This is a genomic window from Ruminococcus sp. RTP21484sp1_RTP21277st1_D2_RTP21277_210401 (assembly GCF_040924225.1).
In the GTDB taxonomy this organism is placed as follows: domain Bacteria; phylum Bacillota; class Clostridia; order Lachnospirales; family Lachnospiraceae; genus Blautia_A; species Blautia_A faecis.
The window spans coordinates 40,628-64,009 of the sequence record NZ_JBCOMJ010000032.1 but is presented as its reverse complement, the minus strand read 5'-3'; the positions used below and the strand labels follow the sequence as shown (position 1 = coordinate 64,009).

Below are 23,382 nucleotides of genomic sequence, written 5' to 3'. Positions count from 1 at the left end.
TTAATACTTTCATACAATCTATCTAATGCACATTCAAAAGCTCCAATGCCGGAAAAGAAACTGCTTAATCTCAAATCATCAAACAAATATGGCATAACTTTATATAATTCAATAAAAATATAATATAAAACATCTACCACAATAGAGTTTCCTGCCTGTTTATATAACTGAGTGTTACTAACCACCTCTTCTGCTGTATTAAACGCATTATCAGAAAATCCCATAAGCCTAAAACATTCTCTTGGTGTTAATTTTCTAATTCTAATATTATTAGTTTCAAAAACATAATTGTCTTTTTGTACAGAAGTCAATGTATTTTTACAACCATTATGGTTAAATTCCAATCTCTGTTCAGTCGGTGCTCCAGGAGTGCAATCTGATGGATTTTCTGGATTTCTTCCTCGACTTGCACAAATAATTTTATCATCGTATTCAATCTTACATACGCCAGTTTCTGTCGCAGTAATTGTAGGTGATATATTTCCACACTCTTGTACTCTACCTCTTCTTGTTTTCGAATCCGGATAAGATAAATCTGCAACACCACCTACTTCGCATTCTATATACCCTTTTTTAGTTGCCTGTGGAATTTCAACAACTGCATTCATACCTTGATTTCCAAAACCTTTATAATCTCTTGCAAGTAATGTGTTTGCAACATCAATTTCTTTTTCAAATTTTTCACCACAGTTAGATACAATTCCTGTCATTATATGCGGTTGTCTACCTCCACCTTGCATTGTTGTTAATGTATGACTTATATTATTTTTGTCCCATACACCACCAGCATATCCTGTTCCTAAATCTGGACGATTTATATTTCCAATAAAATGCTGCTCATTAGAAGTATTAGATTCGTATGTATGAATATTCTTTATAAATTTCTTAACCTTTTCCTCTGAAATATAATACTTTTCATCTACTTTATTTTCGAGAATATCTTTTAAACGTGTACCATTGTCAAATGGCACTGGAAATTTAAACTCCCCATTATCCAGTTCTTTCTTAATAAAAATAAGATATACTCTTTCTCTATTCTGAGGGATTCCATAATGCTTTGCGTTGAGCACTTTCCAGTATACGTTATAACCATATTCTTCTAATTCATCAGTAAATAACTTAAATGTTGTTTCTTTAAATTGTTTACCAACAATGTTTTTTACATTTTCATAAATACCAAAATTGGGTTTGTTTGATCGAATAACTCTTAGATATTCCACAAGAAGTGATGAGCGAGTTTTTTCAAGATTTGTACTTCCACAATGAGGACATTTATCACGCTCGGACCAATGGACAGTTAGTGGATTATATTCATGACTACAATCCTTACAAGTCCATATAGATCCTTTTTGTTTACCAGCTACACTAAAATCCTGGCAAGGGCTTCCACCACAAATCATATTGAATGGAGATAAATTCTCTTCATCAACTTTAGTTATATCTCCAAGATTTTTTGATGAATCTACATTATGAATAGCACAATATGATTTTTCTGCATACTTATCAAATTCACAAAAATTTACAAGCTCCCATTTTTTATTTTCACATAATTTATTATTATTCAATTCCCATTACCTTATGGGGATTACGTAATCACTTTATTCTAGAATTTACCAATTACCTTTCATTTTAGTTAAATCCCGGCGTCCCAGGATCTAAATTTATTTTTTGATTTTTTGTTGGAAGAGAACCTTCCCACATGATATAAAATAGCTACGAATTTTTTAGATTAACCTAAAATAGAAATAATGTCTTCTAATATAATAGAATTTTAAACTCCTTACCCTAATCTCTTCTCAATTTCTTCTTCAAGTATCTTCGGAATTTCTTCCTTGCTTCTTTCCCAGAAATATCCCTTACCAATCAGACCATCAGCCTCAGCATAACCATAGATTGTCTCCGTGTCTCTTCCAGCAGGATCGTACTGTGTACCAGTATTAATAGAAATCTGCGCCATAGCTCCATTCTTAGTCTCAAACACAGAGTCAAGTTGTGGCGCTGCCTGAAGCATTCCAATTCTGTGATAACGCCCTTCCGGAATAGAGTAAAATTCATCCACATTCTTCTGAAGAACATTCTTGGATTCCTGCGCGGCTGCATCTACAGCGGAACGGACTTCTTTAAGGATTGCAGCTTTCAGAGATTCTAGTGATTTATACGTTGCCATGATGTTTCTCCTCCATAACCAGATAATCCATACCCAGACAAAGGGGAATTATCACTTTTTGGATAGTATTTTTCCATAAAACCAGCTATACCCTTGTCCTGTTCAGCTTTATCTTTTTCGGCTTGTTTTTCTACATATTCTATAAAATCAGCCTGTGTACTCATATAGCAAGACATATATGTATTAGCCATTCCCATAATTGCCATAACCATTGATGGATTAGCCGCAAAATAGCCGAATATTTTTTTCTCATCTTCAGAAAGTTCAGCCCAGTGTCCGGCAAGTCCAATCACGCTATTTGCTAATTTTCTTCTCAGATCCAAATTATCACCTACATATATTCCATATTTAGCAGCAATTTCTATAACCCAGTCCTGCAATTCCACATTCGTGTACATCTTTTCAATAGCTTGCATCTGCACATCAAATACTGTAGTCTCACGATCATCCAATACACGTACCTGGTAGAAATCATGCTCTTCACCTTCTACAAGCTTTTTTCCAAATGCTGCAATCTGACCGCAGATTACTGATTTGTTCTTCATGGTGATTTTCACCCAGTCATTAATTTCAAAATTGTTGTTCATGTTACTTGTTCTCCTTATCTGTTAGTTTCATTTCATCAACCGTTGTATGGTATTCTTCATTCAGGAAGGCATATATTTTTTCCATCTTCTCAGCCGGGAGTTTCTTAATATCTCCACGTAGCCATTTACCGCCTACATTCGGACTCACACCAATGCAGTCAGAAAAATAACGAATAGAAATACCGTTAGTTTCGAGGTACTTTTTTACAATTTCAAATAACTTCATAATTATGTTGCTCCTTTCGTTAATATAATTTTTCGCATAATAAAAGAACGCACCAGATCACCGGCACGCTCTTAATAGCTTTTCAATATTTAGTTTTCTTACAGATTACTTATTTTGGTAATCCCTTCCATAGTAGAGAAATTGTTTAATGTGTTACAATTCCTTATTTTATATGGTGTTGCCACGTGTCAAAAAGTGCCGAATGCAGTAAGCAAGAATCACATTTTCGTTCTCTCCATATATGGGAAGTTATTAGGCCTTCGGTAAACACTTATATTCGTTGGCAAAATCAATGATTTGTCCAAAAGTTCTTGTTGCACCATAATGCTAGGTTTTGATATTTCCCCCTATAAGTGGAATTTATTCTAATTTCACAATGCCTTATGTTTACTGGGTTTGTTGGACATTAAAATTTGCTAATGACTCCGTTTTTTACTCATTTTGGTAATCTCTTCTATACGTGGTAATTGTTGCACCTTTGAAAAAACCTTATTTTTATTGACTTTATCAAAGGTCGATTTTTGCTTATTCGCCAATTTTGCATTCTTACTCAATACCATTTTTATTCCCTCTATATACCAGACGATATTCAAAATCCGTACTGCCTTGAAAATACTGCGTTTTTCGCCTGTCAAAATTTCATAATGTCCAAATATTAATTTTCCCCTATACGCAGAAATTGTTCCAGCGCTGAAAACACAGTAAATATCAGCATTTATCCACTCAAAAAATTACTTAACCGTTAATCTTTTTACCCAAAAGAGTAATTCCCTCTATATGCAAATGATATTCAATATATCTAAATCCCATATAATTCTTGATGTTTTCGCCTGTCCAAAAACTTTTAACGTCAAAACCTGCTGCCAGCGTAATACTTTTTTCGTTCCCCATTACCGGAAGATATTTGGCAGCAGGATTTCCTATATATTATCTGTGATCCAAGACGATTAGAATATCAAGTAAGCATTCGGTCTAAAGATAAAGCAATAGCCCAGGGGACATTTTCCTCTGGGCTTCTTACCGCACAAAAATCCCCGATATGCACCTATAAGTTTTCCTCAAAACCATCACCATAAAATATTAGTTTTATTGGAAAATCGCCCCCCGAAAAACCCTTATTTTTCCTGCATTCTACGATTTGCCATTTTGAGAATTTTGCCAATTTTTAGAAAAATCCGGTCAAAACACCCCTAAGAGGAAAAATTTCATCCTCCCGGAGTGTCACCGGCACAGATCACCCAACTTTGTCCATCAATCCGTCAACTTTCTGGTCCATGCTAACCGCCCAACTCTTTACAACCTTAATTGATCTAACATATTCTTTAAAATCCTCTTCCGGAATATTCTGCAAATCATCTAGTAACCAAGCATATTTGTCCATGTCCTTCAGATAGATTTCTGTCTTTACACTGAACAGCTGCACAGCCTCATGGATCTTCTTCAAACGTTCCTGTTCTGGATCTTGCTTTCTCTGAAGCTCTGCAAGCTGACGTTTCAACTGTCCGTTTTCCTTATCCAATTTTCTGATCCTTGCTTCTAAAAATTCATTCTGACGTTCCATGTCTCTGTTAGCTTTCTGCAATGGAATATAATCAGCCGGAGTTTCCACAACAGTCTTTGCAGCTATATCATTCTCCATCTCTTTGATTCTACTATCACGTTGTTGCAACATCCGCTTCACACAGTCCAAAGATTCCACAAAATCAATTTGGTTTACCTCTGATAACTCCTGGAATACCGCTTTTGCTGCATCCAACGTTACCATACCTGTATAGACAACTTCTCCCAACTCAGGAATCATTTCAATGAGCATTTCGTAATTTACCAATGTTTCTGCAAGTGAATTATTATCATTTTCTTTCATATAAATTTTCTCCTTATAAATAGTAATCGAAACCAACATCCGCCAGCGTGGAGATATAGGTGGTAGTGCTAAAAAAGTTGGTCTAAGAATTAAAGAACTGGAACGGATTTATGGAATCGAACACGGTGGTGATCATGGAAATCAATACCAAGAGGCAAAGCCGAATAATTCGGTTTTGGCAAAATCCCAATCCGACTTGGCAGCGGAAATGGGATTTACTGTTCAAACTCTCCAAAACTACAAAGCCCTTACAGAAATGATTCCTGAATTAGAGGATCTTGTAGATACCGGAATTGTAACCAACACTACTGCTCTATCTCTTATTCGTCCTATCCTTATAAACCACTTCTCATTAAAAAAATGATTTATTTTCAAAAAAATTCGAACTTTTTTCAATTTTCGTGTGATTTCAACGAGTCTCATTCGTATAATATGTGTAAGCATCAACACAAAATAATGGATGAGGAAAACTAAATATGAGATTCATTGAAATCGCAGATGAAGAAGCACTTAACCTTCCTGCCGATCAGCTTAAAGCTATTGCTGTATACAATCAACTCTGCCTGAATGCTACTTTGGAACAGGATGATCCAGAAATCAGTTCAGAGCATATTGACGAGCAATACCAAAAGCTGATGTAGCAAATAAAAGGTTAGTCAATCATCAAGCAAGGACATGGAATCTATCTGTGTCCTTCTCCATTTCTGCCTCTTCATCCCAAGTATGATCTGGCACATCTACAGCACCATCTACCTCAACAGCACCAAAATTCTTTGCCATATTATCCGGTACAACGTGTCCACCAATCTTACAGTCATCATTCTTCACATTGCTCTTCTCTTTATTTACATTGCTCTTCATATCATTCTTTACAAACATCTTATCAATATCCTCCGTAGTAAGTTTCTTAGCACTTTTCACCCATTCTGCAACTTCTGGTAAAGTCATATGTCCGTATTCTTCCAGAACCATCTTCCGATCACCATTCTTTACAATGATGCTCCACTTACCGCCTTTTTCACTCTGGAAGCTATATCCTTTGTTTGCCAATGCTTTCCTGATTTTTGATCTTACAGCTACGTAAGATGTAACCTTTGAAGCAAGAATATGGTGCTTTTGATCTACTGTGAATCTCACAACATCACCATTGAAAAGTTTCGCTCTTGCAGTTACCGCCTTTCTACCGAAGCAATACTCTTTACCGTCTTCACCTTTAATAAGTCCGTACTGCCCCTTGATGTAATACTCGATTGTTCCTTGTAAGTTTTTGTTTGCCATAATGTTACTCTCCTTTGATCTTAAATTTTTGTGGTTTATTTTTCACTGGGAATTTCCTAGTAAAGATCATTCATCCAGTTACATACAATTCTTCTTATTCAGTTTTTCATTTATTCTGCAAAATCTCACAGCGAAAATTGCACAGTAAAGTCCAACATGATTCTGTCAACAGCTCAAAAATCTTACTCTCTCAGTAAGCACATATCTCCATCTATATAGAGATAATTTCACCCAGATATCAAGCAATGCTAAATTGTCAATCTGGAAAATCATCATCCGTTTTACCCTCGATTTCATGCAAAATAGTCATTGCTATAGAAACAGCTGCTACCGCCTGATCCGTCCTGGAAGATTAATACATGGGTGTCCACTGAATTGACTCCCTTATCAAAGCAATCAACATGTATGGGTGTCACGTTTCGTTACTCCTTGCAACAGTTAATCTTGTATACCTGGTGTAGGTATCTACATTTCAGAGAACCCTTTTGAACCAGGCAACCAATCCAGATCATATTGTGTTATATATATCTTTCTTCTCACAAACGATAAATATTATTACATTATCTGATTAGAACGAACAATTTTGAAGCGTTAGCGAAAAATTGTGAAGTGATGACAAATGAACGTAGCTTTAGCGAAGTGAATGCGTCAGCCCCTGTCGGAACGACAGATAAGTTAAGTGATTTTTATCTTACTTGCCTGGTGTTCCACCAGATTACTGCCGCGCATCTAAAGATGCTTGTCATCACTTCACCATCTGTTCGCTAACGCTTCACAGCTGGTTCGTTCGAAATTGATTGTTTGTTGATTCATCATGTAATTATAACAATATTAACATTTTTGATGTTTTTGAATATTCTATCTATATATTATTTTTCCATCTTTATTCTTTACAAAAGAGGCTCGGAATCTCAGTAAAATAAAGGGTTTAAAAATCAAAATGTGCAGTTTTTGATGCTCATTTTGCACATTTTTATTTTATGCTGCCTTTTCAGTGACATAACAATTTTGAATCCAATTATTTAATAGCTCTCTCATACGCTCACTTGGAATATAAATATCAATCGGTTTACCATTACGAATCTGACTTCTCCACATCCATTGTAACAATGCTGATAAGGAACACATATCTTCATCAAAGATAAGATCATAATGATTAACAAATTGTCTAATCTCCGGTGACATAAAAAAGTTTACCAGATATGCCAGCGCTTTCTTGTCCTTGAACTCATTCGTTCCTCTGGCATTACATGGGACAAAACCTTTCGAATACCCTTTACCTTTAATATATTTGGTATATGACTTGAACACGGTATACATATTATCTTCTGAATTGGTCTTAGAAACTGTTCTGAAGAAATTCTCTGTATTTGCCTTTAACTGTTCCAGCATAAACAGATTGCTTTTCCTCTTACTTTCGTACCAGTTCTTTGATAGAGGATTAGTCTTTCCAATCTTCATACCAATTTTGTTAAATTTGCCCTCATAAATGTTTATCAGATCAACCACTTTTCTACGCTTCTCATATTCCAGTTCTTTATTATGCTTAATCAACTTTCTGTCATAGTCCAGCATATACTTCTCGTAATGAATGCCGTGAATATCAAAGTATGACTTCTGAATGCTACCTTCCCACAGATATGTAAAGATGTAGCTCTCTTCAAAGCACTTAAAGAAGTCTACTGGAAAATTCCACATGATGATTCTTGCTAGTTCTTCGCTGTCTTCTTTCTTAAATCCCATAAGTGACTTGAAACTGCACAAGCGCTTGATGTCTCCGAATACACCTTTATACTTCTTGTCATCATTCCAGATTAGAAAGCCCTTATCATCCAGAGAGACAAGCTTCTGCTCAAAAATAATCTTCATATCATCCTTGGTTATCTTATAGGTATCAAGTACATCCAGGCATTCATCAATCATCAGAACATAGTCCTTACTCTTCAGCAGTTCCAGCATATCCAGGTCCATCTTCTGAATGAGCGAATGCGTTGTGACAATATTCTTTTCATTCTCTACAAGCCATCTGAAATGTTTCCATTTGGAACCCCATTTCTCCGGATCAACAATATCAATGTCTGTGCCATCCTTGAATCTCTCGCATTCTGACAGGAGCGGTACAATACAAAGGAACTTCCTGTCCGGATTGTCATTAATGTAATTGATCGCCCAGGTGCTTTTGCCAGATCCCATGATATCGTCTACGATTGTAATTGTTCTTTCTTCTGTGTTCATGAATTATTTCCTCCAATGATTTAAAATATTTTGATTTCATTCTTATCTTCCTCCATATGTTACTTCTTATTTAACTGTTGATTTATTCTTAGAATTCCTTCCGGTGATTGGATTATCTGAAACCACCGGAAAGAACGTTCTAAATTGCTTTATATAAGAAAAGCTGAATCTATATGTTCTGTAGAAATATTCTGTTTATCCAGCCTTTCATACTTATCTATATAAAAGCAATCATACTGTTTTAGCGCTTCTCCAATAAGGTTTGAGAAATACTGACTAATTGCTGCTTTGCCGTTTGCCATACAATCACACTTCCTTTCGGTACATCATCATTGTGTGATGTAAGGCCGGAGATTCTTCAAAAAAGAACACCTTCAATTTTTCATCTTTCTCAGAATCTTCCACTTTTAAAATTTTGAAGCCATGGCTACACAGCCAGTTCACCATATTCAGTGAACGTACAATATACATTGTTGTCTTTGGTCCTTTATACATGTTTGTTTTCCTCTCATTCTTAATTATTCTTCCAGCATGGCCGCCGTTTCATTCAACACTAACCGGTTCTGCTGCCAGTTCATCTTTTACTTCTGTTTCCTGCTCTGTGTTATTCTCAAAAATCAGCGTGTAGTTTCTGTTCTTTATCAGCAGCAGAATCTTCTCCACAAATTGAACCGATAACATATCTGCGGTAATATCTCCGTATACTGGCGTTATCCGTCCTACATCTACTACTTCTAAATCTGGATACTGTTTAATCTCAGATTCTTCCAGTGGTACACGAAATGTCCGGTTACTTAGTGTGTATGTCAAATAATAGACTGTCTCTGGAATCATCTGCACCACGAACTCAACGTGTTCCTTTCTGTCTGGATCGTAGAAGCCACTGTTGTTGACGTAGTTTCCAGATTTTAATATATCTTCGTAACCTTCCTCATAGTCATATGTACGCTTTCGCTGCAGAACTTCACCCTTTTGGATATGAGCTGGTTCCAGGATTGATAACAGGACTTTCTTCATCTGGTAGTATTCCAGTTTCTTTTTGTGGTACTTATTGGCGTTGCCGTATGTATTAGGGATGTAATGTGTATACTTGTATTCGTTATCACGACTGTTGAGTGCTCTGTTATTTATGCTGTAAATGCAATCGGATAACATCTTTTCTGTGATCGTATGGTGCTTCAGATTCTTCAGGTATTCTTTTGGTGGTTTCATGCACACTCTCCTTCCTGGCGGTAGATTGTGGTAGGTCTACCGCCGTGTAATACTTCTTATTTGTACAGAAAGTCATTCTAATAAAACTCAGGTTTCTTATTGTATGTACCTGCTGCTTTTACTCCACTGTAATTTTCCAACAGCAACATTGCCTGTCTAAAATTTATATCTACATTTCTTGTCTTCTCAGCACTGATTTCACCGTCAATTTCTTCATCTAAAATTTCCAACTCGTTTACTTCATCCTTTTGGCACGGAATATGAAATGTAAAATCACCAATACGATACAAACGCAGGAAACTGTCTGGTCCATAATCAAATACCTGTCGATTGACTCCAAGATATTCCACCCGGTCTTCTTCCTGAAGTTTTTTCAGCACAGCATCCTTCAGATGATATAAATTGAGCATTCTTGTCTTAGCAGCTCCGCAACACTGAAATTTCCTGTTATAATAACTACGGTTCTTTGTATCTCTGGACACTTTTGCAGATTTATTTATAGTGTATAGGGCACTGGCAATATTCTCGTCTGTTGCTGGTAAAACAGGCTGCTGTTTCTTCTCCAAAAGTCCGGCATGGGAAATATCCAGAATATCCAGGACACTGCATAATTTGTATGGAATACGCTGATTTCCACCTTTAAAGGTTCCAACAATACGCAATGTATCATTGTCTACAAGTTTCTTCACCGCATAAGATGTTGTGTCTAATACGCTCACAGTGTCCACCATTGGTAAGCCAAAACTCTCCATTCGTTCTGCAATAAATTCCAGATTAGCAGTAGTCATATATTCCTTCAGATCGTGTACAAGCTCAGATTTGCTGGATCTGGTTAAAAGCCCGGGATTAACATACTGTTTCAAGAAAGAAAAAAGATCAGCCCTATTAATCATTCTGGCAATATTCTTGTCCCAAAACACCTCATAAATTTTCTCTTCAATACTCTGCATATCTTAGCTCTCCTTCTATTTCTCAATCATTTTATATGTATTTGGTTCAACTTCTACCAGAACAACAATTCCAGAGAAATAATGTCCATATGTGTCCATTGCCATTTCAAATACAATATCTCCAATTTCCTTGTACATTTGAGGATGCGTCTTTTCATTGATATAAGCAATGTCATTCTTTGCTTTATCAATACACGCAAAGAAGAATGTGTCATTTTGTCTCAATAGTAAAATGCTGCCAAAATCTGCAAAATCATTTAAGTTATATGCACAGAAATTTTCAACATCATCAATCTTAAAAAGCATCTTTGTGCCGTCTTCAAGATAAGGTGCTTCAAGGATCTGGAAGCTAACATCCAGTCCCAGATCACTATAACTAAGGTCTCCAAGGTTGCTTTTCTTCACTAATTTATTACTCATATCCGTTTTCTCCTTTTTATCATTGACGGCCAATTTTCTACTGCCTTACTTCTGTTCACTTGTTACTTCTCATTTTGCTTCTAATTTATTCTAAGAAAATTATCTGGTTCGTCCTTTTACCACATACTGATTTCTGTATGCTTCGTCTTTGATAAATTTATTGATAAAGTTATACAAGTGACTCCTGTTTACGCTACCATGATCTTGTGGGAATACTTTATGAACCTGGTCGTTTGTACCCTCAATATTTAACGGCTTACCTTTGTAGTACACCCAGCAACAAATATTTGCAGCTGGATCACCCAGGAATGTATCTAATGAAAATTTGTAATCGCCTTTTTCAATTTCGTCTAAAACGTAATATCCCATACTCATATTCTCCTTATCTTTTGGTGGATCAGGCAGCAGCTTTTTGTATCCACTGCCTGAATCCGGTTATTTACTGATTACTTCGTAACCTCTGGCTGATTTTCCTGCTCGGTTGGTTTTCAGTAATTTTGTGTCGTCAAACCATGGTACAGTACCACCTTTAAATTTTGGTTCTGGTATTCTATTTTCAGACTTGCCGATCAGATGGATTAAACCATTCTTCTGTAACACGGCTAAGTCATTACGCTGCTTTTCCATATACTTCATATCCTCACTATTGATACATGACTTTTCTCTGACATAACATAAGATGTACTTAACCTTTACTGTCCTCTTCTCTTTTTCAGAAGTTCCAACTTTGTCATTCTCTTCTTTGTAGGTTCTTCTTTCTGCTCTGTTATATCTACTTCCGGTAATTCCAGTGAACCAAGCTTTGCTCTGGTGCTTTTCTTATTTCTCATACGTTCCGCATTAGCTTTTACAGCCAATTCGCCAAGCTTCTTTACATGAGATACCGGATAATCCAAGCCACTTGCAGCAATGATTGTCTTCCTGCCATTGAAGCCCTCAAATACATTATCTGGCTTTCCTACTTCTGCAATTACATCCTCAGAGTCAATATCTGACTTATCATTTTTAGAATGAATGATACCGATATTCTCACAGATGTAGTTATCCTCGATTGGTGCAAAGATTCCACTCTTAGTCAGCTTTTCAAGCTTGATCTTGCTATCTGTTCCATCTCCTGTTACGCTCAGGACCATTGCTCCGCTGTCTTTCAACATTTCCAGACGCTCTGATTCATCAAAATTGTTCTGTCTGCCGTAACTCTCATTTGAAAGAAATTCATCCAGCATACTTGCAAAATTCTTATTGATATAATCGTAATTCTCGTTGCTGTCATTATTTAAGAAGAATGTTGCTCCCAAACCTTCTATTTCCTGAAGCTCCTGCACTGTCTCATAAGCGTTCTTATGTTTTGCCAAGGATTCACCAGATGCAGGTAACGCAATCACCGGACACACGGTCTTCACCGGATTACCCTCTTCGTCTTTTTCTTCCAGGAGCATTTCTGCAACAATTGGCGCACAGCCTGATCCAGTAGAACCGCCTCCGGCAAAGAGAATAAACACAATGTCTTCTTTGATTCCTTCAACAAATTTGATGAAATCTTCGTTTCCAGCCAGACAATCCATAGCTCTTTCCCGGTGTCCACCGAATCCGTCAAAACCTTGTAAGATATATTTATTGGGTACATCTCCCAGGGCTTTGTGATCCTGTTCGCTGCCATTTGCCGCCGCACCTTTGTAATGACGCTGTACAAATTCTTTGTAGATTTTTCCGCCTGTGCTTCCCAGTCCTAACATGTAACAATTCTCTCTGATCTTCATTCTGCTTTATCCTCCTTGAATAATTTGCGACCATCATTTGTTAAATAATAGGTGTTTGCATGGTTGTCCATAACACCTTTTTCAAGATAGCCAAGCTTCACCAGCTTAGTTACCATGCGGTATACTGTCATTCGAACTCCAAGAACATTTCCTGTCTCTTCCATGATCTCTTCAATTGTCATACTATGAAATTGATCTGTCATATTGGAACCATGTAGTGTGTCCAGAATGAGGTAATCTGATCTGTTTAATTTATTTGTCATATATACAATCTATCCTTCCTATATCTTCATATTGACTTTTATGTATCTTGGCATTGCGTAAACATTACACCAACATATCACGACTCCAACTCTGTTATGTCTTTTATGTCCGCTACACGAATGCCTTTTTCCAGGATGTAATAAGTGTCGGCTTGCTCTGCCTGACAGCCCTTTGCGGTATATCCCATGTCACAAAGGTTCTTCAGGCGCTTGTAAGCGGTCACTCTGGAAAATGGTAGCTCTGGTATAATCTCCTGTAGTGTCATGCTTTCCTGATAGTTCGTACATTGGTGTTCTTTCAGCACGTTCAGGATTTGAAAATCTGATCTCGATAGTTCCATAAAGTTCCTCCCTATTAAGTTTTTGTCTACCTTTATCTCAGCTGTAACCCACTGTGTAAAAAAATATGGTGATCTGGTTCATTCCTTACTTCCAATTTCTTAGGAATTACATTCTGTAAAATGCACATTGCTGTTTTCCTAAAAAAGGGTGCAAAAAATAAAGCAGTCTCACTGAAAGAAATAAAAATAGTCCTGTGGGCTGTGGTAAAGATGCAGGTATAAAGTTGTCATGGTGCGATATTGATTGCGTTGCTTGATTGTGTTTCTTGATTATGTTTCTTCCTATCTAATATAGGTTTTTATGTATTGGGTAATATGACAGAATATCCGAACAAACGTTTCGGATTGTCACGAAATGAAAAATAGACTATACTTAACTTGTCGAAGGTTATGTATGGATTCTTCATTTATGATGATCTGTGCATATTATATGAAACGGTATTGGCGTATCGTTTCATGTGAAGATCAGTGCATTGGCGTGCATTGATCTTTTTTTGTTTCTATGGTTAGCATCATATCACGTACAAACTGATATGTCAATAGTATTTTGTACATTTTAGTAATTTTTATACTAATACACATTTAATTGACTTTCTTGTACTTCTATTGTAATATTAAATATTGAATGGAGGGATAACATGGCTACAGAAAAAATTACTATTACTGACCAGTTACGCAATAATATTATAGAAGAACGAAAAGAAATCGAATATACAGCTTCTGATCTCTCTGAAGAAAGTGGACATTCTAAGTATTGGCTTGCCAATATTGAAAGTGGTAAAACTAAAAAGATTAGCAAAGAGGATTTAATTTCTATTTACAAAATTCTGTTAGATGATGATGACGAGGAAAATATACTTGACTATGTGGAAAGAATTATCAATCAACCTATTGCTGGAAAAATAAAAAATTGGTATGAACTAATTGATATTGAAGATCAATATGAAGATATGTTGGACTTTTTATATCTGGAATCAGAATTAGATGACTTACTGAAGGATATACGAAATCGAATTACCCAACAATTTAATTGGGCAAATACACATCATCAACAGGCAATACTAACTTCTCTTTTGCATTTTCAGCGCTCTATCGTTGTCAATCCTGAACTTGCTTTTTCTACCTTATATTTGCCAACATATTGTACAAGTATTATGCACCCAGAAGAATTTAATTCTGTTCTCAGTGATTTACTCCAACTTGCTGCAAAATTCAACGATTTAGTAGTAAAAAATAACAGTCTTGAAACTGTTGCTGTTTATTTGGACGAAGAGAAAAAACAAATAGAAAGAAATAAAAAAACAGGAAAAATTGCTTTGGATAATTTAAAATCAATTTTAGGAGTTATCTCAAACTTAAAAGATATGCAAGATCCTAACTTAGAAAGTCTCCGCAATTTGTTTTATTCTTCTGTTGTCTATCTAATCAATGAAATTCAACCTCATACACTTGGTGATGGCATACCATACCTCCCAGAAATCAACACCGGAAGAGCTTTTAGCCATCTAATTACTATATGCTATTATTGGCTATCCGACAGACAAGAGGAATTAGCACTCCCTAATGTTGAGAAATATATTCCTAAAGATTTATACAATTCTGCTAAAGAAGTCTTAGAAAATGTCTCCAAAATAAACGATCCTGTTTAATATTTACATTTACCCACTATGGGCTACCGATCATCCCGGCAGCCCTCTTTTTATAACCTCAAATCCATTATTGAAAAATTCACAGCCAAGTCCTTATACAGATATGATTTTATTGACTCATTAAATGTATGACTCTCTGCATATATGTCCTGTTCAAAGCAATATACAGTTACTTTCTGCTTTTCTCCGTCCACAATCCAATACTCCTGGACACCTTCAACAAAATACTTTTCCAGCTTTGTAACATAATCATGCAGCGGATCACCAGGCATTACTATCTCAATAATCCAATCTGGCGCACCCTCACAGCCACGATCTGATAACTTAGCCTTATCCCGGATAACAGAAATATCTGGTTCTACCATATTGTAATCATCAAAGAACACGCCAAAGCGTCCATAATATATCTGATCCGGTAGTCCTCTATCATGGATGTAGCTGTGTATCTGGCTACTGATTTCAGACATAAGTTGTTGATGCAAGGTATTCACCATAGGTATATTGTAATACTGTCCGTCAATCAACTCCACTCGTTCCACTTCTGTTGTATCACGGTATAAATCAGCAATGGTATGCTTTAAAAGATTATTGGTTTGCTTTTTCATATTGTTCTCTTCGCTTCTGGATCACATAATCATACTGTTTCTCAGGAATCAACCAGTCAAACGCCAGCTCTGAATTTATATCAAAACCAACCTGATATATTCTACCATTTTTTCTAAATGCTACGGATATAACTCTGGTATCATGTGCAATCGTTCTTGACTCAATTTCCTTCACTTCTTCTTTTCTCCTGCTTCCAATCATAGCTCCTGCTTGACCGAATAATAAGCCACCAATTACTGCACTTCCATAGTTAATGCCCATTCCACCGCCCCCAGAAAGTTGCTGTTCATATCTTAATGCACCTTCGGACTTATAATAAAGAATATCTCCAACTTCCAATTCTACCATTGTCACATAGCGTCCATCCCAACCAGAATTTGATACCCTAACCCATATAAGAGAATTATTTTTCCGCATCATAATAAAATTATTATTAGAGAAATATCCGGCTCCATTCATTACCCTAACATTAAAATTTTCTTTTGGAATGTCAATAACATTATAAAAATTTCTAATATGTATGTGCTGAAAAATTTCCTGCACTGGTGAGAAATCCTGCTCAAGTTTTTTTATATTAATGATAATCTCAGGTTGACTTGCTCCATTTTTAAGCAGACAAATTTTGATTCCATCTACCCTTTTGGACAATTCTCCAACATAATCATCTGACTTTGTAATCTGTGGAATTTCATTATACAGTTTATAACTATACTCTTTACCTAAACGTATCTGTCTCAATACTGATGGAATTTCCTGATACATATATTTTCCATCCAAAGACTCAGTAATAATATATTCTCCATTTTGGATTGAGAATTTACACTCTCGCGTTTTTGAAAATGCCGTTCCTTCTGTGTATACTAAAATTCCTGGAATCTGCTCCCACTGACTTTTCAGAGATTCATATTTCTGATCTTCTACGCTATTGTCTTGTTTAACTTGTGCCGTTTGAGGTAACGGTTCTGTTGACAGCGTTATTCCAACCTTATTATCATCTTTTCCACCAAACAATCCCATAGCAAGTCCTCCCTCTTTTACTTTATACAGTTATCCCTTGAATCGCATTGTCATACAAGGACTTTTTCAGATTTTCGCTTTCCCCTGTGTTATAGAAATCAAGAAGTAATCCGTTGAATTGCTCCATATACTTATCCGTGATAGTCATTATTCCAGCACCGCCCAGGATCAAAATCTTATTTGCAAGCATTAAGCTTGTACGCTTATTACCATCCCAGAAGAACTGACCTCTTGCACCCCATGCAAAAGCTGCTAATGCCTTATCTGTAGTTGAAGCGTCTTCATCTGTTAATATTGCTTCCAGCTCTGCTACTGTCTTGTCTTTATCTGGGACTGGTGGCTCATAGTCTGTATCCGAGATACCTACTGATCCGGTGCGCAACTTCCCCCATTCCAGGGCTTCATTTCTTGCTATATATTCATTGAGCTTGCACCAATATTCAAAAATAACAGGTTCATTTACTGTACTGAGTAAATACTTCCATGCGTCCCTCATATTCAAAATTGCTTCAAGATCATTAATTCTCACCTCTGGTACATTGGTTCCATTTAAGATTGTTTGAACCTGTAGTAATGTAACAGCTCTCTGCTCCATTTTCATACCACAGTATACAACTTCGCTTGTTATATTCTGTGCTAAAATGGAATTTTCCTGTTCTGATAATGAAAATTTGTCTGAAAAATGTAATTCAATATGTCCTCTGTTATTTATCTTATTCAACTCCCATTATAGCCGATTTTCCCTAGTAATACAATGGATTTCGCCTAGGCAGCAGCCGATCTAATACGGAATACACTCGTAACCATTCCGCTCTAAATCCTGCCGTACCTCCCTTATTAGCCTTTTTGTAATCATTATATTCTGCTTACGCATTACCGCTACATGATATCCGGTTAAGGTTGATGTATATTTACAGCGATCTCCATTTCCTTTTATTGACTTATTTTTTATATAATGGTTTGCTTCCAAATACGTCTTAAATCGTGTTTCTGTCTTTCTATCCAATTTTCCACTCATTGTGTACTCTCTTCTTTATTATGTCCTGCTACCTGACCATTAGCTCAATAGGGGTGTCGCGAAACACGACTCCCCCTGTATAGCCCTACTTCACGAACTGAAGCATGTATGTCTTAAATTCCTCGTAGTCCATAAATCCTGCTACCTCAGCATTTTCATAAATTCTCTGTAACAGATTCCTGCATGATTTATCGTCTTTCTCGATCATATACTCATGTGTCCATGTCGTGAAGAAACACTTCAGCCGCTCGGGAACCATTTCATCTTTCCATTTATTGTATTCTATATAATCTAAAATCTCTCTCGTCCACATTGTCTTGTCCTCCTACCGTGCCATACTCTTAATTAATTTATTCGCCAGTTTCCATTTAAGTTTCTTGCCATACTTTCTCTGCATCTGATACAGATAGATTTCGTTGATCCGATCAAAGAATGTGTCCGGGAGCATCTTGTCTTTGAAGGTGTTGCATGTTCGACATGTGCACTGAAGATTTTCCACTGAATCTGATCCACCCAATGACGTAGGTCTGATATGGTCTATAGTCATATCTTCATATTTGATTTTTCTTCCGCATAATACACAACGTCCGTCTGCCTGATTGTAAATCATCATTCTTGTGGTCTTTGGGAAACACTTTTTCTTCTTTCGTCTGTAACAGATACGCTGTGTTTCCGTGTCATAGGCATAAAAGCCCTTGGTTGCCTTGACGTTTTCCCTTATGAAAATACTGCATCCCTTGAATGTAAATGTCTTTGCTTTACTTATATCTGTTGTCTTCTGGATCTGGTGCTCTTCGTCTAAATATATGTACTCTGTTCCATTTGTAATAACTATCATTTGTCTGCTCCCCCTTCAACAATTGCTTCTGCTCGTTCCTTTAATATCTGTAAATCTTCAGGCTTAACCAATTCTGCCATCATATCCCAGAAATAGTTGACTGTACCAGTTCCCTTGTGGAATGCCACTGCATAATCAAGCATTTCCCATATCTCTTCTTTTGTGAGTGGTTCTGTTGCGTCTGCCTCTGCAATATGGTAATAGAATCTTTCATCAGGACACATCCAGATTCCAAGAATCAATCCGTCCTGAAATACACAATGTAATCTTCTCATTTTGCCTTATTACCTCCAACTTCCCTTGATTAACTGATAAATCATTCCTAGCGCAATCGGCGCAGCCATCAAATACATATTGTAATATTCTGAATCGCCGGTTACTTTGCAGATAACCCACGGAAACAGTGCAATAAAAACAATAGCTATGATCTGCTTCAGAAATGAGATCAACAATTCCCTTAATAGCTGACGTTTACGTTGTCTGCTTACAATCTGCTTTACTTTCTGTTTACGCTGTCTCTCTTGCTCATGCTTCTTATTTGACAGAAGATAATTTGCAACAAGCTCAACAACTTCATCTTCTCTGTATAACCGGATTACTTCGGGTTCTCTTACCGCTTCCATCTTTAATTCCCTCCTACTTATGTATTAGCCGACTACCTCCCACCTTATGTAGATGGGAACGCTTTGAGCCTAAAGTCCTATTTATAGTCGCTCAAACGACTGTTCTATTTTCTGTATTCTGGCTTAATAAGCTTAGAATCATCAAACCATTTAACAGATCCACCCTTAAACTGTGTCTCAGGCTGGAAGATCACACCATGGCTTATCTTCTTTACCTGTCCTGACTCTGTTTTTACTGCAATATTTACATTCTGCGTCATATCTACCACCTCGCTATTAAAATAATTTTCCTGTTGCTACCGCCATAGCTATGTAAAAGCCATCTGCAAAAGTGTTCTTCTCTGTCCGATTTACAAGATCTTCAAGCTCATGTTCAATGCGGTATTTCTGCTCTCTGGAAGCTCCGGTTAGTTCGCTTATATAATCAACAACTTCTTGTAAGCTATGACCGTAATCGTTATGGTCCGGTGTGAACTCTTTGCATTCATCATCACACCAGGCATCAAACATGGATTCCATTACTTTATTTCCTAAGTCTGACATTGTTCTGCCCCCTTTCTAAAACCAGAAGTCCATCAAGAAATCAAAATCTCCATCCCACATTTCTTGCGGTTCTTGCTTAGGCTCTGACTTTCCACCCAACAATAGATTTTTTCCGCTCGCTACTGTTTTTTCTCCAAGTGCTTTCAGTTCTTCGTCTGATAAACCGTATTCCTTCATATTTATATGTCCTCCTCTTCTGGTAATGGATGTAATAAGCTCAAGGCTGTAAGAACACCCTCTTTGAAAGCTTCATACTGGATTACTTCTGAATAATCCACAATAGCTGTGTACAGCGGATCATGTTCTGCTTGACCTTTAGCAGCTTTATTGATTGCTTCAAAAGCTGACTGCTCTGCTGGTGTGGTTGTATGTACGTTTATCCAGTGTTCATACAAGGTCTTTATTGCGTCCCTCATGGGCTACACCTTTCTCCCCGATCAGCCGATAGGTCAGCTATTTAATGTTAGATTGTCAACATCAGCTTCAAATACTGATAAACAAGTTTTCGTGCCTCAAAGTCAATCTTTGCAATGTGATCCAGAAGCTCAACCGGCTCTTCGTCACTGAATGCGATTGCTAACTTATCCGGTAATGGAACGTTATGAATAGCTCGCTGGACTACTGGCTCAACCATCTGGTGTATAGTCTCCTTCAGTAATGCTACAAAGTCCTGTTTGGACATATCTGCATCCATGTAAATAGGCTCAATATAATCGTGATACTCTGTGAAGGTAATATAGTTTTCTTCGTATTCGGAAATGTTGATAAATTCACAATACATCATGGTTCTTAATCCTCCTGAATGGTGTTTTATTTAGTCGGGACTGCCGATTGACAGCCCCTTGTTACCCATTAAATTGTTTCAAACACTCCCGATTTCAACATGTCTGTAAACCAACAGTCAAAATCTGGATATTCTTCTTTGTTAGCCAGATCACGGTATACTTCTTGCATCTGCTTGTACGTAAAGCTCCTGCCGTTTATCGGTTCCTCGTAGCTGATATATTTTGTTTCTTTCATGTTGTTGTTCCTCCTTATGTTTGGCTATCTGACCGCCATTTCTGACGGTCAACGCTCACAGCTTAAAGCCCTGTTTATAGTGGCTGTGACCACTTTGATGATTAACTATTCTGAAGTGCTATGTATCTACGAGCATCCTGCAAACATTCTGCTTTAGTGTTTCCAAAAGCTACAGCATTACCCCAATCATTTCTTGCGACCCACTCTGAGACGGTACCGTTCTTTTTAGCTCTTGAATTTAAAGGATCATAGTGTTCAATTCTTTCAAATGTTAAATCCTGAAGTTTCATGTTCTCACCTTTCTGCGGTTGACCTCCACCGCAAGGATAAGGAATTTATCTCACGTATAGTCTTCTGTACTGGCTTACTCTCTGGTAATCTGCCAGTGATCCGAGATCAGCTTCAAGCTGTTTGCTGTCAAGTGTTCGGCGCTCGCAAGTTGAAACCTTTATAGTGAAATCTTTACCGGATTCTGAAAGTTTGTTGTTATTGTCTAAGTAGGAGATCATTTCGCGCTCTGCATCCTTTAGCTGTGCGTCAAGCTCTTCTTTCATTGCTTTAAGTGATCTGTAATCTGCTACGACTTTTTCTAATTCGTTCATTGTTGTACACATATTGTTCTTTATCCTCCCTGATTCTTATTCTTATTGGAAAAACTCAGCTCCGGTAAGCTTTAAACCAATCTCGACAACTCCTGTGTCTTTGCTTATCTCTTTCCGGTATTATGTGGGTGTCTCCGGTGTGCATGTGCTACTTCGTTTTCACCCTTCGCTGTGTTCTTCGTTTGTGTGTTGCTGTTTTGTTTATGGCTCTAGTATAACACGATATCGTGTTATTTCAAGTCGGAATATTTCACAAGTTTTATACCGATATCGTTATATGCTTTTGTTGACTTTGTATACCGATATCGCTATATTTGACATTTTTGTAAAAATATGATATCGTGTTATATAGAGAATTGCATATAAACATATAAAAGGTGGTGATTATATGGAAGAAAAGAAAAAGGTCACAGAGGCACATATTCGTGCAACAGAAAAATGGGAAAAAGAAAATTATGATAAAGTCCTTGTAAGATTTCCAAAAGGAACTAAAGAACGGATCAAAGAAACAGGTGATTCTGTAAACGGCTTTGTTGTAAAAGCTGTATTAGATAAGCTCGATAATTAACTATATATAGATGCAAATTATAAAACACGATATCGTTATACTTTTTATACAATTTTCGTTATACGATATCGTGTTATTTTTATGCAATATTCCGTCTTGCATATACCGATATCGTGTTATATAATTGACCTCAACAAAGGAAATAAAGCACAACACAATAGGAGGTCAAAGCATATGGCAAGCTTAAACGTATACGAAATGGTAACAGAAAGAATCATTAAACAGTTAGAACAGGGAACAATCCCATGGCAGAAGCCTTGGACTGGTGTCCGGTCTGGTGCATTCAATAGAGTTAGCAAAAAGCCTTACAGCCTTATCAACCAAGCTATATTGGAAAAACCTGGCGAGTACGCAAGTTTTCATCAATGGAAAGATTTAGGCGGTCACATCAAAAAAGGTGCTAAATCTGAAATAGTAGTCTTCTGGAAGATCATTGATGTAGAAGAGAAAAACGATAAAGGCGAGATTGAAAAGAAGAAGCTCCCACTTCTCAGATATTACAATGTATTCCATATATCACAAGTTGAAGGCGTAGAACCACTGAAAGAAAAACTCAATACAGAAGTTGAACCTATAGAGGAAGCCGACAGAATTATAAAAGATTATGTAGAACGTGAACAACTTGTTTTCAACGAATGCAAAAGCAATAAAGCATATTACGCGCCATTAATTGACACAGTGGTTGTACCGCTTAAAGAACAGTATAGCAACATATCGGAATATTACAGCACAACTTTCCATGAATTAGTGCATAGCTCGGGCAGTAAGAACAGATTAAACAGACTTGAAACAAGTAACCTTGCTTCATTTGGTTCTGAGACATACAGCAAAGAGGAATTAGTAGCAGAAATTGGTTCAGCTTCCATCCTTAATCATCTGGGAATTGAAACAGAAGGAACATTTCAAAATAGTGCATCCTACATTGAAAGTTGGCTTCAGGTTCTCAGGAACGATAACAAGTTTATTGTATCTGCTTCAAGCAAAGCAGAGAAAGCAGTCAACTACATATTAGGCATAAAATGATAAAGGGGCGGTTGAAACATACCGCTTCTTTTTTTGCGTTATGGTTTCCGGTATATGGTTCTGTTATGGTGTGCGCTTCTGCTATGGCTTCCGGTTCTGTTGGCTATGGTTCGGCTCTGGTCTGTTATGCTTGCGCTGTGTCGGATTGAAAATGATTGTGGTATCTGCCGTGAATGTAGTGTGATACTAAGGGATAAACTGTTGATATGGTGCAGACCGTAACAAGAGATATACAATACAATGACATGGTATTATCTGTAATGATCCATGAGTTATACAGTCCATAGGCTTATATTGTCCTATGGGCTTTTTATTGTGTCGAGCTGTGATCTGGTGTGTGGTGCTCCGTGTACCTGGTGTGGGCTGTGTCTGGTAATGTGAGCTGATAGAACGAATTGTTATGTCAGGTCTGAAAATACTACACACTGGGAAAATCCTAGTGAATGAAAAAGGGGCTGTGGTGCGATATGATAATTTGATGTGTGGTATTCTGCCATGAGGATAATCTTATTTGATTGTAGGGCTTATTGCTGAGTAATGCAGAATGTTATACCAGATTGACGCAGATTCCT

General features: G+C 37.0%; 37 protein-coding genes. 4 read left to right on the top strand and 33 right to left on the bottom strand.

Annotated elements, in window-relative coordinates:
* From dcm to AB5706_RS18395, 5 genes are all read right to left on the bottom strand, one after another.
* The coding region (dcm, locus tag AB5706_RS18415; protein ID WP_368366255.1) for a DNA (cytosine-5-)-methyltransferase at window positions 1-1,565 on the bottom strand (1,565 nt) is incomplete at its 3' end.
* A gap of 215 nt (window positions 1,566-1,780) precedes the next feature.
* Window positions 1,781-2,167 (bottom strand): hypothetical protein, encoded by a 387-nt coding sequence (locus tag AB5706_RS18410; RefSeq protein WP_148462965.1) that lies wholly within the window; start codon window positions 2,165-2,167, stop codon window positions 1,781-1,783.
* Window positions 2,146-2,754, bottom strand: a complete 609-nt coding sequence (locus tag AB5706_RS18405; RefSeq protein WP_148462964.1) for a hypothetical protein — start codon at window positions 2,752-2,754, stop codon at window positions 2,146-2,148. Before AB5706_RS18405 ends, AB5706_RS18410 begins: the two co-directional genes overlap by 22 nt.
* A gap of 1 nt (window position 2,755) precedes the next feature.
* Window positions 2,756-2,980: a helix-turn-helix domain-containing protein gene (locus AB5706_RS18400; RefSeq protein ID WP_148462963.1), complete on the bottom strand. Its 225-nt coding sequence runs from the start codon at window positions 2,978-2,980 to the stop codon at window positions 2,756-2,758.
* 1,234 nt (window positions 2,981-4,214) lie between these two features.
* On the bottom strand, window positions 4,215-4,844 hold the full coding sequence (locus tag AB5706_RS18395; protein WP_173769087.1) for a hypothetical protein: 630 nt from the start codon (window positions 4,842-4,844) through the stop codon (window positions 4,215-4,217).
* A gap of 476 nt (window positions 4,845-5,320) precedes the next feature.
* Between AB5706_RS18395 and AB5706_RS18390 the strand changes: the two genes are divergently transcribed.
* Complete coding sequence (locus AB5706_RS18390; RefSeq protein WP_173769086.1) at window positions 5,321-5,485, top strand: hypothetical protein; 165 nt, start codon at window positions 5,321-5,323, stop codon at window positions 5,483-5,485.
* Between the two features lie 22 nt (window positions 5,486-5,507).
* On the opposite strand, the gene AB5706_RS18385 is transcribed toward AB5706_RS18390, so the two are convergent.
* From AB5706_RS18385 to AB5706_RS18330, 12 genes are all read right to left on the bottom strand, one after another.
* Window positions 5,508-6,122, bottom strand: a complete 615-nt coding sequence (locus AB5706_RS18385) for a hypothetical protein (RefSeq protein ID WP_173769085.1) — start codon at window positions 6,120-6,122, stop codon at window positions 5,508-5,510.
* Window positions 6,123-7,100: 978 nt separating this feature from the next.
* Window positions 7,101-8,357 (bottom strand): DEAD/DEAH box helicase family protein, encoded by a 1,257-nt coding sequence (locus tag AB5706_RS18380; RefSeq protein WP_148462957.1) that lies wholly within the window; start codon window positions 8,355-8,357, stop codon window positions 7,101-7,103.
* Between the two features lie 149 nt (window positions 8,358-8,506).
* Entirely contained in the window at window positions 8,507-8,659 is a 153-nt protein-coding gene (locus AB5706_RS18375; RefSeq protein WP_173769084.1) for a hypothetical protein, read from the bottom strand.
* Window positions 8,660-8,663: 4 nt separating this feature from the next.
* The gene (locus AB5706_RS18370) at window positions 8,664-8,852 is read right to left on the bottom strand and encodes a DUF5659 domain-containing protein (RefSeq protein ID WP_148462956.1); all 189 of its coding nucleotides are present in this window, start codon (window positions 8,850-8,852) and stop codon (window positions 8,664-8,666) included.
* 48 nt (window positions 8,853-8,900) lie between these two features.
* A complete protein-coding gene (locus AB5706_RS18365) occupies window positions 8,901-9,569 on the bottom strand; it encodes a hypothetical protein (protein WP_148462955.1) in 669 nt (222 codons plus the stop codon).
* A gap of 77 nt (window positions 9,570-9,646) precedes the next feature.
* Window positions 9,647-10,519 (bottom strand): YkyB family protein, encoded by an 873-nt coding sequence (locus tag AB5706_RS18360; protein ID WP_148462954.1) that lies wholly within the window; start codon window positions 10,517-10,519, stop codon window positions 9,647-9,649.
* A 15-nt stretch (window positions 10,520-10,534) separates the two neighbouring features.
* Window positions 10,535-10,939, bottom strand: a complete 405-nt coding sequence (locus tag AB5706_RS18355; RefSeq protein ID WP_148462953.1) for a hypothetical protein — start codon at window positions 10,937-10,939, stop codon at window positions 10,535-10,537.
* 99 nt (window positions 10,940-11,038) lie between these two features.
* A complete protein-coding gene (locus tag AB5706_RS18350; protein WP_148462952.1) occupies window positions 11,039-11,308 on the bottom strand; it encodes a hypothetical protein in 270 nt (89 codons plus the stop codon).
* Between the two features lie 66 nt (window positions 11,309-11,374).
* On the bottom strand, window positions 11,375-11,566 hold the full coding sequence (locus AB5706_RS18345; protein WP_148462951.1) for a hypothetical protein: 192 nt from the start codon (window positions 11,564-11,566) through the stop codon (window positions 11,375-11,377).
* A gap of 65 nt (window positions 11,567-11,631) precedes the next feature.
* Window positions 11,632-12,699: an FtsZ/tubulin family protein gene (locus tag AB5706_RS18340; RefSeq protein ID WP_148462950.1), complete on the bottom strand. Its 1,068-nt coding sequence runs from the start codon at window positions 12,697-12,699 to the stop codon at window positions 11,632-11,634.
* Window positions 12,696-12,962, bottom strand: coding sequence for an IclR family transcriptional regulator (locus AB5706_RS18335; protein WP_148462949.1), 267 nt, complete (start codon window positions 12,960-12,962; stop codon window positions 12,696-12,698). The genes AB5706_RS18340 and AB5706_RS18335 overlap by 4 nt, the downstream gene beginning before the upstream one ends.
* 77 nt (window positions 12,963-13,039) lie before the next feature.
* A complete protein-coding gene (locus tag AB5706_RS18330) occupies window positions 13,040-13,303 on the bottom strand; it encodes a hypothetical protein (protein ID WP_148462948.1) in 264 nt (87 codons plus the stop codon).
* Window positions 13,304-13,941: 638 nt separating this feature from the next.
* Between AB5706_RS18330 and AB5706_RS18325 the strand changes: the two genes are divergently transcribed.
* Complete coding sequence (locus AB5706_RS18325; protein ID WP_148462947.1) at window positions 13,942-14,952, top strand: helix-turn-helix domain-containing protein; 1,011 nt, start codon at window positions 13,942-13,944, stop codon at window positions 14,950-14,952.
* Window positions 14,953-15,002: 50 nt separating this feature from the next.
* On the opposite strand, the gene AB5706_RS18320 is transcribed toward AB5706_RS18325, so the two are convergent.
* The 16 genes from AB5706_RS18320 to AB5706_RS18245 all read right to left on the bottom strand — a co-directional run bounded on the left by AB5706_RS18320 (window position 15,003) and on the right by AB5706_RS18245 (window position 21,231).
* Entirely contained in the window at window positions 15,003-15,557 is a 555-nt protein-coding gene (locus tag AB5706_RS18320) for a Uma2 family endonuclease (protein ID WP_368366254.1), read from the bottom strand.
* Window positions 15,538-16,575, bottom strand: a complete 1,038-nt coding sequence (locus tag AB5706_RS18315) for a hypothetical protein (protein ID WP_368366253.1) — start codon at window positions 16,573-16,575, stop codon at window positions 15,538-15,540. Before AB5706_RS18315 ends, AB5706_RS18320 begins: the two co-directional genes overlap by 20 nt.
* 22 nt (window positions 16,576-16,597) lie before the next feature.
* On the bottom strand, window positions 16,598-17,170 hold the full coding sequence (locus AB5706_RS18310) for a Fic family protein (protein ID WP_368366252.1): 573 nt from the start codon (window positions 17,168-17,170) through the stop codon (window positions 16,598-16,600).
* Between the two features lie 186 nt (window positions 17,171-17,356).
* The gene (locus tag AB5706_RS18305) at window positions 17,357-17,593 is read right to left on the bottom strand and encodes a hypothetical protein (RefSeq protein ID WP_368366251.1); all 237 of its coding nucleotides are present in this window, start codon (window positions 17,591-17,593) and stop codon (window positions 17,357-17,359) included.
* Between the two features lie 85 nt (window positions 17,594-17,678).
* Window positions 17,679-17,906, bottom strand: a complete 228-nt coding sequence (locus tag AB5706_RS18300; RefSeq protein ID WP_368366250.1) for a hypothetical protein — start codon at window positions 17,904-17,906, stop codon at window positions 17,679-17,681.
* Between the two features lie 12 nt (window positions 17,907-17,918).
* On the bottom strand, window positions 17,919-18,431 hold the full coding sequence (locus AB5706_RS18295) for an HNH endonuclease (protein WP_227199917.1): 513 nt from the start codon (window positions 18,429-18,431) through the stop codon (window positions 17,919-17,921).
* Window positions 18,428-18,706, bottom strand: coding sequence for a hypothetical protein (locus tag AB5706_RS18290; protein WP_148462943.1), 279 nt, complete (start codon window positions 18,704-18,706; stop codon window positions 18,428-18,430). Before AB5706_RS18290 ends, AB5706_RS18295 begins: the two co-directional genes overlap by 4 nt.
* A gap of 9 nt (window positions 18,707-18,715) precedes the next feature.
* A complete protein-coding gene (locus tag AB5706_RS18285) occupies window positions 18,716-19,054 on the bottom strand; it encodes a hypothetical protein (RefSeq protein ID WP_148462942.1) in 339 nt (112 codons plus the stop codon).
* 104 nt (window positions 19,055-19,158) lie between these two features.
* Window positions 19,159-19,314 (bottom strand): hypothetical protein, encoded by a 156-nt coding sequence (locus tag AB5706_RS18280; protein WP_173770040.1) that lies wholly within the window; start codon window positions 19,312-19,314, stop codon window positions 19,159-19,161.
* Window positions 19,315-19,330: 16 nt separating this feature from the next.
* Window positions 19,331-19,597, bottom strand: coding sequence for a hypothetical protein (locus AB5706_RS18275; protein ID WP_368366249.1), 267 nt, complete (start codon window positions 19,595-19,597; stop codon window positions 19,331-19,333).
* A gap of 15 nt (window positions 19,598-19,612) precedes the next feature.
* Complete coding sequence (locus tag AB5706_RS18270; RefSeq protein WP_173770042.1) at window positions 19,613-19,774, bottom strand: hypothetical protein; 162 nt, start codon at window positions 19,772-19,774, stop codon at window positions 19,613-19,615.
* A gap of 2 nt (window positions 19,775-19,776) precedes the next feature.
* A complete protein-coding gene (locus AB5706_RS18265; RefSeq protein WP_368366248.1) occupies window positions 19,777-20,013 on the bottom strand; it encodes a hypothetical protein in 237 nt (78 codons plus the stop codon).
* Window positions 20,014-20,060: 47 nt separating this feature from the next.
* On the bottom strand, window positions 20,061-20,381 hold the full coding sequence (locus AB5706_RS18260) for a hypothetical protein (RefSeq protein WP_368366247.1): 321 nt from the start codon (window positions 20,379-20,381) through the stop codon (window positions 20,061-20,063).
* A gap of 68 nt (window positions 20,382-20,449) precedes the next feature.
* Window positions 20,450-20,617, bottom strand: coding sequence for a hypothetical protein (locus AB5706_RS18255; RefSeq protein ID WP_195409668.1), 168 nt, complete (start codon window positions 20,615-20,617; stop codon window positions 20,450-20,452).
* A 101-nt stretch (window positions 20,618-20,718) separates the two neighbouring features.
* Window positions 20,719-20,907 carry a hypothetical protein gene (locus AB5706_RS18250; RefSeq protein WP_148462938.1) on the bottom strand — a complete coding sequence of 63 codons (189 nt, stop codon included), beginning with the start codon at window positions 20,905-20,907 and terminating at the stop codon, window positions 20,719-20,721.
* A gap of 45 nt (window positions 20,908-20,952) precedes the next feature.
* Window positions 20,953-21,231: a hypothetical protein gene (locus AB5706_RS18245; RefSeq protein ID WP_148462937.1), complete on the bottom strand. Its 279-nt coding sequence runs from the start codon at window positions 21,229-21,231 to the stop codon at window positions 20,953-20,955.
* A 376-nt stretch (window positions 21,232-21,607) separates the two neighbouring features.
* On the opposite strand from AB5706_RS18245, the gene AB5706_RS18240 reads away from it, so the two are divergent.
* Together AB5706_RS18240 and AB5706_RS18235 are read left to right on the top strand one after the other, a co-directional pair.
* Window positions 21,608-21,787, top strand: coding sequence for a hypothetical protein (locus AB5706_RS18240; protein WP_148462936.1), 180 nt, complete (start codon window positions 21,608-21,610; stop codon window positions 21,785-21,787).
* Window positions 21,788-21,961: 174 nt separating this feature from the next.
* A complete protein-coding gene (locus AB5706_RS18235) occupies window positions 21,962-22,810 on the top strand; it encodes an ArdC family protein (protein WP_368366246.1) in 849 nt (282 codons plus the stop codon).
* Window positions 22,811-23,382 lie beyond the last annotated feature (572 nt).